The following is a 16,163-nucleotide window of genomic DNA, read 5'->3' as shown; positions in this document are numbered from 1 at the left end:
AGTGTCGCCGGAAGGCAAAGACAGCGACCAACACCATCAGCACCGCGAGAACCGCAACCACCGTGGGTATCCAGAAATTGCCTACACCGGTGTCCGAGCAATCTACTGCCTCCACCGCGCAAGCCACGTAGGCGGTCATGTGGTTCACGCTCTGCCCCCAGGCTGCGCATCCGCGCCGCGCGACGAAGTGGATTGCACACCCATAGTGGCACTGATCGGCAAACCACAACACGCCCGGCCGCGGGAAGCGGTCGGGCGTGTTGTGATACCGGTGAAGCGGATGTAACGGGTCTAGCTGATCTAGCGGGTCATGCGGTTTAGCGTTCCCGAGTTACAGCGCCGCGGTCTGCCTGCGGCGCAGCACCATGAGCGCGGCCCCCGCGACGAGCAGCAACAGGGCCGCCCGGATCGGCAACTCCGTGTCGGTTCCGGTCGACGCGAGGCTCTGGCTGCCGGCGGCAGCGACCGTGATGGTGATGTTGTCCCATCCGATGAGGGTGCCGTCTTCTGCGAGCACCACGATGCGGTGCGCGCCGGCCACGGTGTTCGCCGGAATGGTGACGGTCACCGAACCGTTGCTGCTCACCTCACGAGTGCCGAGGAGCACCGGTGCGGAGTGCAGCCAGACGTTGACGGTCTCACTTGCGAGCGCCGAACCCATGGTGACGGAGATGGTGCTGCCCGCCGGTGCGGTGGCGGGAGCGTTCACGGTTCCACGGGTGTTGCTCGTCAGAGCCTCATCCGGTGCAGGAGTGGTGGCACCTACGTTGCTCGGCGTGCTCGGAGCCGGCGACGGCACGGTCGGATCCGCGGGATCCGTCGGGTCGACCGGAGTGGTCGGGTCGACGGGGATTGTCGGGTCGGTCGGGTCGGTCGGGTCCGTCGGGTCGGTCGGTGTTTCGATGCAATCCAACGCGCCCGTGCGAATGGCGAATCCGTTGGTGTTCGAGTCATCCGCCCAGAAAACGGCCCTGGAACCCTCGACACACTCAGACTGCGGCGCGATCGCGAAGCCCTCGTTGTTCAGGTTGGGCATGCCGGTCGGACGGTCGATGACGCGGCTGACCGTGAAACGTCCGTCGGTCGCACCCTCCTGGGCGATGTCGAGAATGGCCGAACGACCCTCGCAGGTGTCGTCACAGACAGCCCAGAGAGAGCCGGACTCCGCCTCGAACTCGAGGTCCATCACACCGGTAAATCCGCTGGCGATGGTCGCGACGCGATTGAAGCCGCCCGTCGTCTGGTTGAGTGCGTAGGCGTAAATCGTGCCACCCGCTTCGACACCGACGAAGAACAGTCCGTCGCCGTGGCCCGCGTAGGTGGCGGGGTTGTAGGCGGCGTTGGTGTTCTCGTCGAGCATCCCATCGGCGACGAGCACCTCGTCGGGAACCCAGGCGATGGCCTCGAGGCCGGCGTTGGCGCCGACGACGGGGAGGTCCGCGGTGAGGTTCCACTCCATGGCGGCGTTGAGGCTGCTGCCCGCAGCGGAAGCGTCGTAGCGCAGCACAGACAAGCGGCTCACGCTGCTCGCGGCGTTGTTACGCTCGCTCGCGATGAAGATGCCACCGGCAGCGCCCGCGTCGGTCAGAGCGACACCCTCGGCGTCGACATCCCCCGTGCCATCTGCATAGTGCAGAACCTTGCCCGCACCCCAGCCATTCGCGCTGTCGGATACCCAGTTGGTGCCGTTGTCGAGGAGGCGGTAGAGGCCGCCGACGCCGTTCTTCGCGGCCCAGAGCACGTTGCCGGCCTCGGTTGCCTCGAAGGCGAGCCCGCTCATGTTGCCGCCGAGCACGTTCTGCACGTCAGCGGTCGCAACATCCTGCGAACCGGGCCACGGAACGGTGACCAGGTCACCGACGCACGCGTTGACCGCGCCCTTGGTGGACGAGGCGGTTGTGGTGAACTCACCGGTTCCATCCGGGCAACGTCCGTAGGTGGATGTCGCGTGGGCAGTCCAGGTGTAGCTGTCAATGAGGGTGGTGCCGTCGGCCGCGAAGAGGCGAGCTGAGTCGCCGCCGCCGAGCCCATAGTTGCCAGCCACTGCCTTGTCGTCAACATCGGCGACGTAGTATCCGCCGGCGGCAACGGTGGTAGCCGCGGGAATCACAAATGCGTGGCTGTCATCGCTGTCCTTGAGGACGTAGCCCGAGATGTCGACGGCCGCGCCGCCGTTGTTACGCAGCTCGATCCAGTCGCCAGGCGTGCCGTCGTTCGACTCGACCTCGTTGATACGAACGGGCGAGCCACAGTCGTTGACCGCACCCTTGGTGGACGACGTGGTCGTGACGAACTCGGTTCCGCAAATGCCATAGGTCGTGGTCGCGTGCGCGGTCCAGCTGCGCTCGTCGACGAGGGTGAACCCGTCGGCCAGGTAGACGCGCGCGGACTCCGCGCCGCCCAGGCCGAATCCCAGCGCCGCCTCTTCGACGACGTAGAACGTACCGGCGGCAACCGTGGTGGCCGCGGGAATGACCGAGATGTGGGCGTCGTCGTTGTCCTTGACGATCCAACCGGAGATGTCGACGGCGGTGGTGCCGGCGTTGAACAGTTCGATCCAGTCGCCGGGGGTACCGCCGCTTGATTCGGCCTCGTTCACCCGGATGGTGGGAAGAGTCGGTGCAACGCGCTGGTTCGGAGCGGCCTTGGTGGCTGCCGCGGTCGCGACGAATGTGCCCGTGCCGTCCGGGTATCGTCCGTAGCTGGTCGCCGAGTGCTCGGTCCAGGTGTACGAGTCGACGAGCGTGGTGCCATCGGCCAGGAAGAGGCGCGCAGAGTCGCCGCTGCCAAGCCCGAAGCCACCGGTGATGTCCACGTCAACCGCGAGGAATCCGCCCGCCGCGATCGTGCTGCCCGCGGGGACCACCATGACGGAGTCGTTCTTGTTGTCACGCAGGATCATGCCCGACACATCGACCGCAGCTGACGCGGTGTTGGTGAGTTCAATCCAGTCGACGGGCACGCCGTCCTTGGACTCAACCTCGTTGATCCGCACGGCGTCCACAAGCGAGACGGTGCAGGTATTCGTGGTGCCCCGAGAGGAGGCGACCGTTTCGCGGAATTCCCCGGTGCCGTCTGCGCAGCGGCCGAAGGTCGTGCCGGCGTGAGCGGTCCACGCGTACGAGTCGATCAGTGTGGTGCCGTCCGCGGCAAACAGCCGGGCGATATCCGCCTTCCCCAGGCCGAACCCACCGGCGCCTTCGACGTCGACAACGTAGTGGGCTCCCGCGGCGAGGGTTGTCCCCGCAGCGATCGCGAGGGTGCGACTGTCGTTGTCATCCTTCAGGATCATGCCGGACACATCGGTCGGCGTGCTGCCTGTGTTGACGATCTCGATCCAGTCCCCGGGAACACCACCGTCGGACTCGATTTCATTGATTCGAACGGATGCCACGTCCGCAGCCATTGCGGGTGTCATCGTTGCGGCGAGCGGAACGGTCAGGGCAAGACAGGTAAGAACGGCCAGCATGGGCCGACGTTGGGGCATGCGCATAGGGGTGCCTTCTTGATCAGACGCGGGGGGGGACGCCCAATTCGGGCTCCGTCCCCAGCATCCGGGTACCGGGCAAACACAAGGTAAACGGTTAGCGAACGCGAGATCTGCTCACTGCGTCGGCACAGCGTCCGTTGCGATGTCGATGGATTGTGTAGGCGGAAGATCGACTGCTGCCGGGTCGATCGTCGTGCCCACTATCGTCACCAGTTGCAGGACGAAATCGCTGTGATCGCTCATGGCGTGGAGGTGACCACTGATGTCGTGACCGACGTGGCCGCTCGCGTGATCCCCGCCGGCGCGCCGAAGCCAGCAACGGTTCTGACGGTGCGCTCACCGATGAGGTCGCCCGTGGTCGGGTCGACGATGATGTCCTGGCGTTCGTCTCTGGCCGGCTCAAAACGACCGATAGCGATTCCGGTGCGGCCGTTGAGCGTGGCCCCTCCCGGGACTATTTCTATTCCGGGGATCATGGCTGCGACGCTGTACAGCGCCGAGCGGAGATCAGCCGGCGCGGTACCGGTACGGAGCAAAGCGGTGATGCGGACCCACGCGTCTTCGTCGGCATTGGTCGAGCCGCCGTTGTATTCGTCGCGAATGTATTCGTAGAGTTTTTGGGGATCTCGCGGGAGAAAGTCGGTGGCCCAAGCGGGGTCGGGTGAGCCGTAAAACGCCGCATCTCTTGCCCGGAAGATCCCATTCTGCGTTGCGCTGTTTTTACTGTCCTCCCAGGATTCCATGGCGGCTGCCTCAGCTCCTTCACCGAAGAACTCTGTGGGGATCTCCTGACGACGTTCCATCACCCACTCGGCGTCGGAATCAGCCGGTTTGTAAACAACGGTCGTCTCCGGCGCCACCCAGGAGACCTTCTCTCCGTCAGCAGACGACCCCACGTTTGTGTAGGACGCGTGAGTTTCGATGCGCAGATACTGACCAGACTTTGCGACAATTTCTGCGCTCGCGATCGACAGATCGGCGGCGTCGTTCAGGATGGTCGCGGCTTCCGCGGAGGAATCAGGCCCACCAGGCAAGAAAATGCTGCCAACGACCAGTGCTGCTGCCGCTGCCGCTCCGACCGCTGCGAACGCGATACGGGTTCGGCCACGGCCGCCCGCAGCGACTCGCCGCGAAACCAGGGGTGGCTCGTCTGAGATCTGACTGAAGATGCTCTGACGCATCGTACGGACTTGCTCGGCAGTCGGGCCCAGTGTGCGGGTCATGACAGTCCTTCCTTATGAGTGGCAAGAGATACCTGGAGAGCTCGGCGCAGACGCGAGAGCCGGTTGCGCACGACGCCGGTTGTTGTTCCCATTGCGCCGGCGGCATCGTGATAGGACATTTCGTCTACAAGGCAAAGCCGGTAAAGCCGTTGGTCCTTCTCCGACAGGCGCGCTACCGCATCCTCGATAGATGCCGCCAATTGGCGGTCCAGAAGCGCAGCGTCAGGGCCCGGACTCTGGTCGATGCGCTCTGTCCAATCAAACGGGGCATCGTGGCGATCCGACCTTTTGAGGCGATTGAGACACAGGTTTCGTGCAGTTACGAGAAACCATGGCAGCAGGGAGCGATCGACCATTTTGATCTCGCCTCGGTTCGCCCAGGCGAGGGTGAAGACGTCCTGGGTGATGTCCTCGGCACCCGGAACATCACGAAGCATCCGGAGCGCGTACCGATAAACATCTCTGACGTGCTCTTCGTAAAGTTCGCCAAAGGCCACGCGATCGCCAGCCTGGCTGGCGGTGAGCAAGGTGCTGTCGGTACCTCGCGACCCTGCTTCTTGAATTTGCCTCATACCTCATAGTGTCCCGTCACCTCGATTAGTCTCAGAAAAATTCTCTTGACGCCGCCTCACACGGTCCCCTAAAGTCGCAGAGCTGCACCGAACGTCGGTGCCGCCCCCGCTGATCTGGAAGGAGACGCCGCAATGATCACTACTGTGTTCACCAATACAGAGTTTGCAAAATCGAAGCGCGTCTCCCCCGAGTTGAGCCTCCGACTGATGTCGGAGCAGCCCAACCGTGAACTGGCGCTGTTCCAGCGTCTGATCCAGCACCTCTAGTACGACACCAGCTGTCTTTCGACGCTCCGTGCCTGCTCGAGGCCCGGGGCGTTTGTGTTTTTACACACAGCCATCTCCCTCTGACACTGCAGGGTCAGGGAGTCGCCGCCCCGGGCGCCCACTCCCCCACCCCACGTCTCTACCGTTCTTCAAAAGAGAGCCGTTCTTCAGAAGAGAATCGTTCTTCGCAAAAGAACACAGAGACTCGCAAGACAGAAAAGGATCATGAAGAAAATCAACGACCGGCTCATCAGTTGGGCGAGCTTGCTCGACCCGAACGCTGAGGAGCAGGCGCGCACCACCTCGACCCTGCCGTTCATCTACCCGCACGTGGCGCTGATGCCCGACGCCCACCTCGGGCTCGGCGCAACCGTCGGATCCGTAATCCCGACCCTGAAGGCCGTCATCCCGGCGGCAGTCGGTGTCGACATCGGCTGCGGAATGATCGCGGTGAAGACACAGTTCACGGCACCCGACATCCGCAATTCGCCAAAGCACCTCAAGGAACTGAGGGAAGAGATCGAGCGTGCCGTGCCGACATCCGCCGGCGCCTACAACCGCAAGATCGTGGCGACCGCCGAGCCGAGCATTGCCGAGCTCGAAGCCCTCGCCGAGCGCAACGGATTCGACCCGGCGAGCTACGTCGGCAACTGGCGGCTGCAGCTCGGCACGCTCGGCAGCGGCAACCACTTCATCGAGGTGAGTCTGGATGAGACGGATGCCGTGTGGCTCTTCCTTCACTCGGGCAGCAGGGGCGTCGGCAACAAGATCGCTCAGAAGCACATCAAGGTGGCGCAGGCGCAGATGGAGAAGTGGTGGATCACGCTTGCCGACCGCGACCTGGCCTACCTCGTGGAGGGCACTCCGGAGTTCAGCAGGTACATCGCCGAACTGCGGTGGGCGCAGCACTTCGCCCTGCTCAACCGGGAGGAAATGATGGACCGCGTCATCCGGCAGCTGTCGGAGTGGATAGGCACGCCCGTCATCGAGCAGGACCGCATCAACTGCCACCACAACTTCACGCAGAAGGAGAAGCACTTCGGCAAGGACGTGTGGCTGTCGCGGAAGGGCGCGATCTCGGCGAAGTCCGGCGAGCTCGGGTTGATTCCGGGGTCGATGGGTACCGCCTCGTACGTGGTCGAGGGGCTCGGCAACCCGGTCGCGCTCGAGTCGAGTCCACACGGCGCCGGACGGCTGCACTCCCGGTCGTCCGCCCGCAAGACCTTCTCGCACGAGCAGTTGCGTGAGGCGATGGTGGGCATCGAGTACCGGGACACGCCCGCGTTCCTCGACGAGATTCCCGCTGCGTACAAGCCCATTGATCAGGTGATGGTGGATGCTGCGGAGCTGGTCACGGTCAGGCACACCCTCCGCCAGATCGTGAACGTCAAGGGCGATTGACGCTGCGGTCGTTCAGTTGGGCCCCCGCCTCTTTCGAGAGGCGGGGGTTCGCCGCAGCGGCAGGCTCAGCGGGGCGGGCTCAGTGCCGTGCGTGGCGCGCGGTCGGGTCGCTTAGTTGGGAGCGATGTTCTGGTTCAGCCGGAAGAAGTTGTCCGGATCCCAGGTGCGTTTGAGGCTCTGCAGCCTGGCCCACTTGGCGGTGCCGTAGGCCTGCACGACCCGGTCGGCACCTTCATCGGCGAGAAAGTTCACGTAGACGCCCTGGTGCCACGGCTCGAGCGCCGACCAGAAATCACGCACCCAGGCGCGCTCCGCGTCGAATCCCTCGCGACCCGCGGTGCAGGCGCCGATGTTAAAGGTGAACCCCGCGTGGCGGCCGGTGAAGGCCGTTGCGTCCTCGCCGATGCGGCTCACGGCACCGCCCCTCTGCCAGATGGGAAACGACGTCAGCGGCGACGCGAACTGCACGGAATGCTCGGCGGTGATGTCAATGATCTCGTCGGTGAGTTCGGCGACATCGCAACTTTTGTAGTAATACCACCGCCCGTGAGGGAACGACGGATCGAACAGGGCCTGGTGCGCCAGGTACGACGTCGGCTGGCAGTGGTCAACGACGGGATGCCCGAACTCCCGCAGCGGCCGGATAACCGTCTCCCCCTCGTCTATGTCACCTACCCAGCAGCAGACGACGATCACGACGGGCTGGCCCCGTAAGTCTTCGGGTATGAACGGCAGGTCGGGCGCCTTTCGATGGATCACCAACGTCATCAGGTCGTCGGGCGCCTCCGCGATCCAGTCGCGGTAGAACCGGAGCACCTCGGCCGACTGCTGCATCGGCCAGATCAGGGGCCCGCCCAGAACCTGCGTGCCGAGCGCGACGCAACGGAACGCGAACTCGGTGACGATCCCGAAGTTGCCTCCGCCCCCACGGACTCCCCAAAACAGCTCGGCGTTCTCCCCCGCGCTAGCACGGACAAACTCGCCTTCGGCCGTGACGAGATCGACAGAAATGAGTTGGTCGACAGACAAGCCGTGCTTGCGCATGATCCACCCGATTCCGCCGCCGAGCGTCAGTCCAGCGACACCCGTGTGGCTGACGATGCCGGACGGCACCGCCAGCCCAAAAGCCTGGGTCTCGCGATCGAGTTCGCCGAGCAAAACTCCCGCCTGCACCCGCGCGATGCGCGTTCCGGGGTCGATGCTCACCCCTTTCATGAGCGACAGGTCGATCACCACCGCGTTGTCCGCAACAGACAGCCCGGAGAAGGAATGCCCGCCGCTGCGCACCGCAACCGGCAGCCCGGTGACGCGGGCGAATTTGACCGCGGCCATCACATCGGCAACTCCGGCGCACCGGATGATGAGCGCTGGGTGTTTGTCGACCGATCCGTTCCAGATTCGGCGCTGCGCGTCGAAAGCTGGGTTCTCAGAGTCGACCAACTCGCCGCGAAGCTGTGCTCCGATCATCAGCTGGGCGTCGGATCCAACGGTCATACCTCTAGCTTTTCACCGCGAATCCGCGCCGCAACCCCCTGCGGGAATAGGAGCCGGCTGCCCACAAGTCGCTCGGACTGTCTAGCGTTCCCAGACCTCAGCCAGGCGGAACGGTCTGTCCTGCCCGTCCCACGTGGCAATGATGCTGTGCGCTTCAGCACCCTCAGGCCTGTACCCCCGAAGTGCCTCCGTGGTCTGCTCCGAGATGCGCCGCACGATCGCAAGCCGGAGGTCGCCGGCTTCGACGACGGTCGCGCGGCCGTCGAAGCTCGTGGACACGCTCCCCGGCGAAGGAACCGCGAAGGTGCGGACTACCGCGCCAGTCCCCACCGCGTGAGCGGTTGACGCCTTCGGCACCAGGACTCCGTCGACGTTGACGAACTGATCGACCTCTGTCGCTCCGGAGAACGCGGCAGAGGCAATCTCGGCGATGTAGACGGGGTCGCCAGCCGCGTCGTACACCCAGCGGGAGCCGAGCACGGAATGCTCCATCGTGCCGATGAGCCACGGCTCGCCACCCTCAAGCGGCGCACCGCGGTACGTGACGGGAACGTGGAGCAACTCCCCCTCCGGCACCCGGACGATCAGGGTCTCGATTCCCACCTCGCCCTGCGGGTCGTCGTATCGGAACGATGCGATCACGGAAAGTTCGGCCGCGACATCCCCCTTAAAAAAAGGTTGCTGTGGCGCCCAAGACTGCACCAGCTCGATCTTCGACGGTGTCACCTGCGCGGGATGCAATATAGCCATGGGCTGACGCTAGCAAGAATGTCGCCCGGGCGAGCCAGCGAGTCTCCGGTAGTCCAGCTCAGCCGCGGGCGTCGCCGAAGGAATGCAACCCGAGGTCATCGTGGGGCATTCGGGGCCAGACTTCGAGCCAAAAATTCGGATGCTGGCGACATTGGCGGCCTATGGCTAGGGTCTGACTCCGCACGGCAAGCGGTCGGCGTAGCCGACTCTCTATGTCCCACCCCGATTGATGGCGGCGCAAAGTCACACCTTTTCCCGACTGGTGTGCGCGCCGAATTGGTTCAACTCCCGGTGAACAAACGGGCTCCGCTATTGTAAGTTCAGCGAATCGGAGCCGAACTCATGAAGCCTTCCACCACAACCGCTGGCCGCGCTTGGCTTACAAACTTCGACGCCCCGGACCGCGACGCGGCTGCGTTACTGATCGACAGTCTCGAAATTCACGATCATGTCGCGATCATGAGCGCGCTTTCAGAACGTGTCCGCCGTCTCGTGAGCAGCGATGCGTCTGCGGCCCCCGCAGTACTGGTTCCAATCCGCTCGATCGAAGACCTTCCGAACTTGTCCGACATCAACAGTCACCACGTCGCATATCGGACGTATGACCCGGGGGCTGGCTTTCCCGCGCTGCCGGGCAGCGAAGCGGATATCGGCGCGATGAGCAGAGCACTAATAGAGAACAATTCTTCCCTCTTCATTTCGCCAGAGCACGACATAGAAGCGCTTAGGTTCCTGAAGCCTCGCACTTTCTGCCTTCTCGTCGATTACTCGGGAAGCGGCAACCAGGCAGCGAAATTCGCCCAGACGTTCAGAGCAAACAGCACTATTGCGAGTTGGATTTCGTTTGGGTATGTCCGCCTGAAAGTAGTGGCATACGCCGCCAATCTTGAAGCGTCGCGCAGGTTCGAATCCCAGACCCATGTCGACTTTGAGTCTCACACGATCGCGAAGTCAGCTATGTCCGCGGATTGGACTCAGGAAGAGCGCGATCGCATAACACGCGTGTGTATCGATTACTCAAGCGATCAGGTTTCCGAAAGCCCTCTTGGCTATCACGACAGCTTTGGGCTCTACCTGACGAACATGAGAGTACCTAACAACTTGCCACAGATATTGATCCGCAGCGGTGGGCCCTTCCCCGGTCTATTCGCGGGACGCGAGATACCGGCAAGCTTTGTCAACGAACTGCGGTCATATCGCCCAACTCCATCGCTTGACCGAACCCTCCGTAGTCTGGGCGCCGACGCACTGGCCGAACGCCTCAAGGAGAGAACTCGCCCTGTTCAGGCCTTACGGGCATTGGCAGCGCTCCAACTGCTTGACTACGGGTTTGATGAAGATCAAGTTTGGGCGATGCTGGGCCTCGGCGACGACGCGGCCGTTGAGCTCAGAACGACCCTGATTGCGTTGGAATGCATCACCATCGACAACAAGGTCACGAAGCGAGGCAGAGCCGAACTGCAGCGGGCAACTAATCTTGGCCGACCAGTATCGAGATATGTTCACACTCGGAGATCTCCGGTAGGGTACGAACCAACTCAATTGAGATGAGACGCGTGAACAGCCTAGAGATGAAGCCTGCTAAAAAAGCAGGCTCGGGCATCGAAAGGTGTCAGGTTGCAGCGCTCTGTGATCGGCGGCCAAGCCATCGATTCGAAGGCGCCGGGAAGCTTCCGCTTCCCGAAGCCTCGAAAAGCGGAAGCTCCCCGCCCCTTCGGGGGAGGATTAAAGTAGGTGACTAGCGCGCCTCATCTCAACTGGGCTCGCACAGTGGATTTCGGTGCCGCTCCCGGTATCGCTGACGCGATGTTCCACCGCTCGGAAATACTTCGGCGGACCGGGGCGCCCGTCATTCTCTCGCTCAAGCACCTTGCTTTGAGTGCCAGCGTCGACTACGGCTTTCTCCTTGGCGTGATTCGCCGGAGTGCTCCTGCGTACAGAGCCATTCGAATTCCAAAGAACACCGGCGGTTTCCGAGACTTGCTATCGCCATCGGAATCTTTGATGGCAGTTCAACGCTGGATTCTCCACGAGGTGCTTACCCACCAACCTCGGCATCGAAACAACTTTGCTTACTTCCCGGGCGTGACTGCCCGGGAGTGCGCGGCACGGCATGCTGGCGCAAAATGGATGATCAAGACCGACCTCCATAACTACTTCCCATCGATTACCGAGAAAAAGGTCTTCGAGGTGTTTGAGGGGCTGGGCTACTCGCGTTTGGTGGCCTTCGAACTCGCCCGACTCTGCACGTGGACCATCTCTCAAACGCCAACTGCCGTCACTACGGTCCAGCAGCGCGCCCGATCAAGTACCGGTCTGCCCTACCCGGTTATGTTGGAGGGGGTCTTACCTCAGGGGGCGCCTACGAGCGGAGCCTTAGCAAATGCCTCAACGTTTTCATTGGACGAGAAACTCTCGGACCTTGCGATCAAAAGTAACCTGGTCTACACGCGATACTCAGACGACATGACCTTCTCGAGCGCGAGCCCGCTTGATCGCGACGTTGCTCGCCTCGTGATTAGACATATCAGAACGATCGTCGGCAAGTCCGGACTCGAGCTTCACGACAAGAAGACCAAGCTGATTCCGCATGGTGCTCGGAAGATTGTTCTGGGAATGTTGATTACCGAGGATGGAGTTAGCGTCCTTCCTGAACAGCGAAGAATGATCGACCTGCATATCCACGCCGTTGGAAAATTCGGCCCCGTAGCGTATGCCACGCAACGACGGTTCGAATCCGTTCTCTCATTCGTCAATCATGTCGAGGGATGGCTCGCATACCTGTCACACATCGACCGCGATTGGACCGCTCAACGCAGATTGGCGTGGAACGCAGCCCTCGATCGCCACCACGTTTCGGTGATGTCGCTCGGATGAGTAGAGGCGGATGTGGCCGCTTCGACAGTCCTGCTGGCCAGAACCGAACTGCCCTGTCTCGCACGCGCGGGTGGCCTACCTTCTGGTCCTCGCGTTGGACGGATTGAGCGAGTCATCGTGCTAGCAGCGACACTTCGTCACTCTGCGATCGTTGATAGTGCCCCTGGAGGGATTCGAACCCCCGACCTGATCCTTAGGACGGACTTGCTCTTCCACTGAGCTACAGAGGCGGACCCATAAATCCTACCCGTCGAGCGCCCGGCCATTACCTCGGGAACGGAATGCCTGGCGTGGAGCCACCCGTCAGACGGCTGCCGCTGCTGCACGAATCCCCCGAGCACCCGTGGACCGTCGACGAACTCGCGCGCCGCCTGTCCGTTTCGAACGCGACGCTGGCTGCCCGGTTCCGCGGCACGGTGGGCAGGTCGCCGATTGCCTATTTAAACAGAGTGGCGGATGTCGCTCGCGAGCGAGTACCGCTTTGAACCCGCCACCTCCGTGGCCGCAGTGGGACGCCGCGTCGGCTACGACAGCGCCGCCGCGATCAACCGGTCCGGGTGAAGACGCCGAGCCCGTTCGGCTCCTGCCCGGGCGCAGGGAACGTGTTGAAAAACGTCAGGGTGACACCGGTGATCTGCTCGCCATCGCGGACGAAGACCGCGGAGGAGAGTGAACCGGGGAGCGCATTCTCACCGGTGGGCACGAAGGACAGCGTGTCGCCGTCCCACGGATCGATCTCGAACGTGTAGCCACCTTCAGGGCCGAGCGCCCCGGTGAGGGTGCCGTTCTCCTCGGTCACGATGAAGTTGCCAAAGTAGGGGCTCGTGTAGGTGCCGACATAGTCCCCGGCCGGACCCGCTGCCGCGGCACCCGTTGGGGGCGCCTCGCCAGCGAGGTCGCCCGCCGGGTCAGAAAAGTGGGCAAAGACGGCGGGCCACAGGTCCAACCACGGGCGCGTCTCCTCACCGAACTGGACGAGGTCGACGAACTCCGAAACGATTGCTTCCGGGACTCCCGACGGCGCTCCGTTCGTGAGCACAACGATCCCGAGGTTCAGATCGGGAATCATCGTGGCGTTGGTGGCGGCGCCCCACCCGAATGCACCGGAGTGGCTGATGGTGACGCGGCCGGTCACGGTGGCGCCGACGTTCGTGCCGAACCCATAGTGCGATGTGCGCGATGTGAGATTGGTGGCGTCGCCGCCGGTAATCGAATGAGCGGAATAGGTCTTTGCGAGCACGGGTGGGTCGATGAATTCCGTGCCGTCGACCTCGCCGTTGGCCAGCACCATGTTCATCCACTTCGCAATATCGCCGGCTGTTGAGGCGACACCGCCGGCCGGAGCCTCGGCATCAGCGTCACGGTCGAACAGTTGCTCGTACTGACCTTCACCGGTGCGCGCGTGCATCGCCGCACGATTATCTTCGGCGAGGTATTCGTCGTGGACTGTGGTCGTCGAAGTCATGCCGAGCGGCTCGAATAGCAGTTCGTTCGCGGTCTGTGCCCACGTTTGCCCGCGAGACGCTGCGACCGCCTCGCCACCCACCGTCAGTCCGAAGTTGGAGTACTGGTACGTGTCGCGGAACGACGCCAGAGGAATCTGGTTCATGTGGGCCATGATGTAGTCGATATCGAAGCCGAGGTCCTCGAGGTCGTCGCCGCCACCGGTCGGGATGCCGGTGCGGTGCGAGAAGAAGTCGGCGATCTTTCCGTGCTCGGTCACATACGGATCGCTCAGCGCGAACGCAGGGAGGTATTTGACGACCGGATCTTCCCAGGAAAGATTGGCGTCGTCGGTGATCGCTTTCGCCACAACGCTCGACGAAAGGGGCTTGGACAAAGACGCGATCGGAAACACGGTGTCCACATCCACGGGCTCCTTTGTCGTCACGTCCCGCACACCGTATCCCTCTTCGAACACGACCTCACCGTTCGAGACGACCGCGACTGAGGCGCCGGGCACTCCCGTTTGCTCGAGCGCCTTCTCGATGAACTCGGGAAGCGCATCGACGGCTTTGGACACTGCCGTGTCGCGATCCGTGTAGAGATCGACGACGTCCTGGTTGGGTGCTTCGCCGAGCGCGACGGCGAGCTCACTCGAGGACGACGGTTCCTCCGCCGCAACGGCGGTGCACGCCGTTATTCCCAGCGTGAGTGCCACCACCATCGACACGGCGACAATGCGTACAAGCCTTTTGGTGGTGCTGCTCATGCCATTCATGTCGCTGGCTCCCGGTGACTATCTCATTGGCGGACCCATGGTTTTCCTCCCCCGCCTACGAAGCCATGGACTCCGATCCCCCATGGAGATCAGTGTGCGTGGACAAATGCGGACGAAACAACCTCCGCTTCCGGACAAGACCGCTAGAGGGCGACCGAATAAGGTCACATGCAACAGGATGGTGTCGACACACGCTCCGGAGGCCGACGTGGAAGATAGGGCACTGCTCGAACTGATCTACCGCAGCCGACCTGAGACAGTGGCGGAGCTCGCCGCTACGGCGCACGCAGATGAGGGCGACATCGCCCACGCCGTTGCGCGTCTCGCTCGGGGAGGCGCGATCTCGGTGCGCGAGGGCACGATCGTGTACACGACGCCGGCGATGTGGACGGCCCACGTCGTCGAGCGCGAAGTGCGTGCGATGCGGCACACGGCAGACGAGGCTGCTTCGCGAATCGAGGCGCTCGTTGCAGACCTGCCGGCTTTGTTGCGGCACTGGGCTGTGGGCGAGGCATCCGGTGATCTCGTTCCCGTTTTCGTGCGACACGGGCCGCACGCGGCGGAAGACCTCTGGTATGACATCGCGCGGGACGAGAACGACACCGCGTGGGCAGTGCTTCCTGATCTCGAACGCTACTTGACGACCGATCCCGCGCGCTCCAGCCGTTTCGCGGAGGTGTTCGCTGGCAGGCGATCGGTGCGAGCCCTTGTCCCGCGTTCGATGGCAGCGGACTCCCGGCTCGTGGCGATCGCTGCGCGCTACGCGGCTGTGGGGGTGGAGTTCCGCCTTCTCGACGACCTTCCAAGTTGGTTCTGGATCGACGGTGAGGTTCTCGCATTGCCGGTCGAATGGGGCGAGGGGTGGCCCGCCAGCGTAGTCGGTGTTCGTAGCGCTGCCCTCGCCGAGCTAGGCCGAAGCCTGTTCCGCGAGCTCTGGCGTCGCGGTGAGCCGATCGGTGGCGTGGAGCAGCCGTGGGCGCCGCTACTCCGGCTGATGAACCAGGGCGTCACTCTTGACGCGGCATCTCGCAGGCTCGGGATCAATCCGCGAACGGGTCGGCGTCGCATCGCGGCCGCGATGAAGCAGTACGGCGTGTCGACGCTGTTCGCCTTGGGTGTGGCGTGGTCCGCGGACGGGAAGCCCACCGCGCGCTGACGGATCTCCCGCGCACCGGTGGACGGTCGCCGAACCGCGAAGTCGCCTACGGACCCGCGGCGCTAAAGATCGTTACGCCGCCGCCGCGATCGCCGCGGCCGGCAGAAACTCGTCCCACTCGGGTTCGCTCTTCTCCACGCCGCGCACCAACCAGGTCGAGCCGTGGGGCATCCGCGGTTTGATCCGCAGGGTCCAGTTCATCTCTGCCGGGGTGCGGTCACTCTTTTTGTTGTTGCACTTGAGGCAGCAGGCGATGAGGTTCTCCCACGAGTCCGCTCCCCCGCGGGAACGCGGCATCACGTGGTCGATCGTGTTGGCGGAGTTGCCGCAGTATCCGCAGCGGTGGTTGTCGCGCCGCAGGACACCGCGCCGGGACACCGGCACGTTGCGGGAGCTCGGGATTCGAACGTAGCGCCGCAGAATGATGACCGACGGGCGCTCCCACGCACCCGAGGAACCCCAGACGGGGTGCCCGACGTCGTGAGCAACTATTGAGGCTTTGCCGTTCATCACAAGCACGAGTGCTCGTTTGAATGTCACAACCGCAAGCGGCTCGTATCCGGCGTTCAGGACCAGTGTGCGCATCGTTTTCCTCTCGAACGAGCCTGCACGGCTTGCAGGCATTCGAATGCGTTCTCGTGGTTCGAGAAGGAAGGAGTCAGCGGGCAAACAAAAAGGCACCGTCGTAAACGACAGTGCCTTACATAACCGG

At 63.2% G+C, this 16,163-nt stretch carries 13 protein-coding genes and 1 tRNA gene; 5 read left to right on the top strand and 9 right to left on the bottom strand.

Annotation, left to right across the window (positions count from 1 at the left end; genetic code table 11):
- Window positions 1-331: 331 nt before the first annotated feature.
- The 4 genes from B0I08_RS17925 to B0I08_RS13495 all read right to left on the bottom strand — a co-directional run bounded on the left by B0I08_RS17925 (window position 332) and on the right by B0I08_RS13495 (window position 5,285).
- Window positions 332-3,469, bottom strand: a complete 3,138-nt coding sequence (locus B0I08_RS17925; protein ID WP_219905676.1) for a lamin tail domain-containing protein — start codon at window positions 3,467-3,469, stop codon at window positions 332-334.
- A 135-nt stretch (window positions 3,470-3,604) separates the two neighbouring features.
- The gene (locus tag B0I08_RS18205) at window positions 3,605-3,733 is read right to left on the bottom strand and encodes a hypothetical protein (RefSeq protein ID WP_281260223.1); all 129 of its coding nucleotides are present in this window, start codon (window positions 3,731-3,733) and stop codon (window positions 3,605-3,607) included.
- Complete coding sequence (locus B0I08_RS13500; RefSeq protein ID WP_106213715.1) at window positions 3,730-4,713, bottom strand: CU044_5270 family protein; 984 nt, start codon at window positions 4,711-4,713, stop codon at window positions 3,730-3,732. Before B0I08_RS13500 ends, B0I08_RS18205 begins: the two co-directional genes overlap by 4 nt.
- On the bottom strand, window positions 4,710-5,285 hold the full coding sequence (locus tag B0I08_RS13495) for an RNA polymerase sigma factor (protein ID WP_106213713.1): 576 nt from the start codon (window positions 5,283-5,285) through the stop codon (window positions 4,710-4,712). The genes B0I08_RS13500 and B0I08_RS13495 overlap by 4 nt, the downstream gene beginning before the upstream one ends.
- Before the next feature lie 132 nt (window positions 5,286-5,417).
- Between B0I08_RS13495 and B0I08_RS18200 the strand changes: the two genes are divergently transcribed.
- Entirely contained in the window at window positions 5,418-5,552 is a 135-nt protein-coding gene (locus B0I08_RS18200) for a hypothetical protein (protein WP_281260222.1), read from the top strand.
- Between the two features lie 225 nt (window positions 5,553-5,777).
- Window positions 5,778-6,953, top strand: a complete 1,176-nt coding sequence (locus tag B0I08_RS13490) for an RtcB family protein (RefSeq protein ID WP_106213711.1) — start codon at window positions 5,778-5,780, stop codon at window positions 6,951-6,953.
- 111 nt (window positions 6,954-7,064) lie between these two features.
- Here the strand turns inward: B0I08_RS13490 and B0I08_RS13485 are convergent, their stop codons facing one another.
- Entirely contained in the window at window positions 7,065-8,447 is a 1,383-nt protein-coding gene (locus B0I08_RS13485; RefSeq protein ID WP_106213709.1) for an FAD-binding oxidoreductase, read from the bottom strand.
- 81 nt (window positions 8,448-8,528) lie between these two features.
- Complete coding sequence (locus B0I08_RS13480; protein WP_106213708.1) at window positions 8,529-9,197, bottom strand: CG0192-related protein; 669 nt, start codon at window positions 9,195-9,197, stop codon at window positions 8,529-8,531.
- Between the two features lie 342 nt (window positions 9,198-9,539).
- Between B0I08_RS13480 and B0I08_RS13475 the strand changes: the two genes are divergently transcribed.
- Together B0I08_RS13475 and B0I08_RS13470 are read left to right on the top strand one after the other, a co-directional pair.
- Entirely contained in the window at window positions 9,540-10,748 is a 1,209-nt protein-coding gene (locus B0I08_RS13475) for a phosphoribosyltransferase-like protein (RefSeq protein ID WP_106213706.1), read from the top strand.
- A gap of 219 nt (window positions 10,749-10,967) precedes the next feature.
- Window positions 10,968-12,074: a reverse transcriptase family protein gene (locus B0I08_RS13470; protein WP_106213704.1), complete on the top strand. Its 1,107-nt coding sequence runs from the start codon at window positions 10,968-10,970 to the stop codon at window positions 12,072-12,074.
- 158 nt (window positions 12,075-12,232) lie between these two features.
- Here B0I08_RS13470 and B0I08_RS13465 read toward each other — a convergent pair.
- Window positions 12,233-12,304, bottom strand: a tRNA-Arg gene (locus tag B0I08_RS13465).
- Window positions 12,305-12,618: 314 nt separating this feature from the next.
- Window positions 12,619-14,286 (bottom strand): serine hydrolase, encoded by a 1,668-nt coding sequence (locus B0I08_RS13460; protein ID WP_181243416.1) that lies wholly within the window; start codon window positions 14,284-14,286, stop codon window positions 12,619-12,621.
- A gap of 217 nt (window positions 14,287-14,503) precedes the next feature.
- Here B0I08_RS13460 and B0I08_RS13455 point away from each other — a divergent pair, with 217 nt between their 5' ends.
- A complete protein-coding gene (locus B0I08_RS13455; protein WP_146134426.1) occupies window positions 14,504-15,451 on the top strand; it encodes a hypothetical protein in 948 nt (315 codons plus the stop codon).
- A gap of 72 nt (window positions 15,452-15,523) precedes the next feature.
- On the opposite strand, the gene B0I08_RS13450 is transcribed toward B0I08_RS13455, so the two are convergent.
- Window positions 15,524-16,036: an HNH endonuclease gene (locus B0I08_RS13450; RefSeq protein ID WP_106213698.1), complete on the bottom strand. Its 513-nt coding sequence runs from the start codon at window positions 16,034-16,036 to the stop codon at window positions 15,524-15,526.
- Window positions 16,037-16,163: the final 127 nt, after the last annotated feature.

The sequence above is a fragment of the Glaciihabitans tibetensis genome (assembly GCF_003003265.1).
Classification (GTDB): domain Bacteria; phylum Actinomycetota; class Actinomycetes; order Actinomycetales; family Microbacteriaceae; genus Glaciihabitans; species Glaciihabitans tibetensis.
Note: the sequence above shows the minus strand (reverse complement) of the source record. Positions and strands in the feature narration are given on the sequence as shown.

What these genes read in the sequence shown, in the direction of transcription:
- B0I08_RS17925 (WP_219905676.1), bottom strand. Translation starts at nt 3,469, where the DNA reads ATGCTGGCCGTTCTTACCTGTCTTGCCCTGACCGTTCCGCTCGCCGCA.
- B0I08_RS18205 (WP_281260223.1), bottom strand. Translation starts at nt 3,733, where the DNA reads ATGAGCGATCACAGCGATTTCGTCCTGCAACTGGTGACGATAGTGGGC.
- B0I08_RS13500 (WP_106213715.1), bottom strand. Translation starts at nt 4,713, where the DNA reads ATGACCCGCACACTGGGCCCGACTGCCGAGCAAGTCCGTACGATGCGT.
- B0I08_RS13495 (WP_106213713.1), bottom strand. Translation starts at nt 5,285, where the DNA reads ATGAGGCAAATTCAAGAAGCAGGGTCGCGAGGTACCGACAGCACCTTG.
- B0I08_RS18200 (WP_281260222.1), top strand. Translation starts at nt 5,418, where the DNA reads ATGATCACTACTGTGTTCACCAATACAGAGTTTGCAAAATCGAAGCGC.
- B0I08_RS13490 (WP_106213711.1), top strand. Translation starts at nt 5,778, where the DNA reads ATGAAGAAAATCAACGACCGGCTCATCAGTTGGGCGAGCTTGCTCGAC.
- B0I08_RS13485 (WP_106213709.1), bottom strand. Translation starts at nt 8,447, where the DNA reads ATGACCGTTGGATCCGACGCCCAGCTGATGATCGGAGCACAGCTTCGC.
- B0I08_RS13480 (WP_106213708.1), bottom strand. Translation starts at nt 9,197, where the DNA reads ATGGCTATATTGCATCCCGCGCAGGTGACACCGTCGAAGATCGAGCTG.
- B0I08_RS13475 (WP_106213706.1), top strand. Translation starts at nt 9,540, where the DNA reads ATGAAGCCTTCCACCACAACCGCTGGCCGCGCTTGGCTTACAAACTTC.
- B0I08_RS13460 (WP_181243416.1), bottom strand. Translation starts at nt 14,286, where the DNA reads ATGAGCAGCACCACCAAAAGGCTTGTACGCATTGTCGCCGTGTCGATG.
- B0I08_RS13450 (WP_106213698.1), bottom strand. Translation starts at nt 16,036, where the DNA reads ATGCGCACACTGGTCCTGAACGCCGGATACGAGCCGCTTGCGGTTGTG.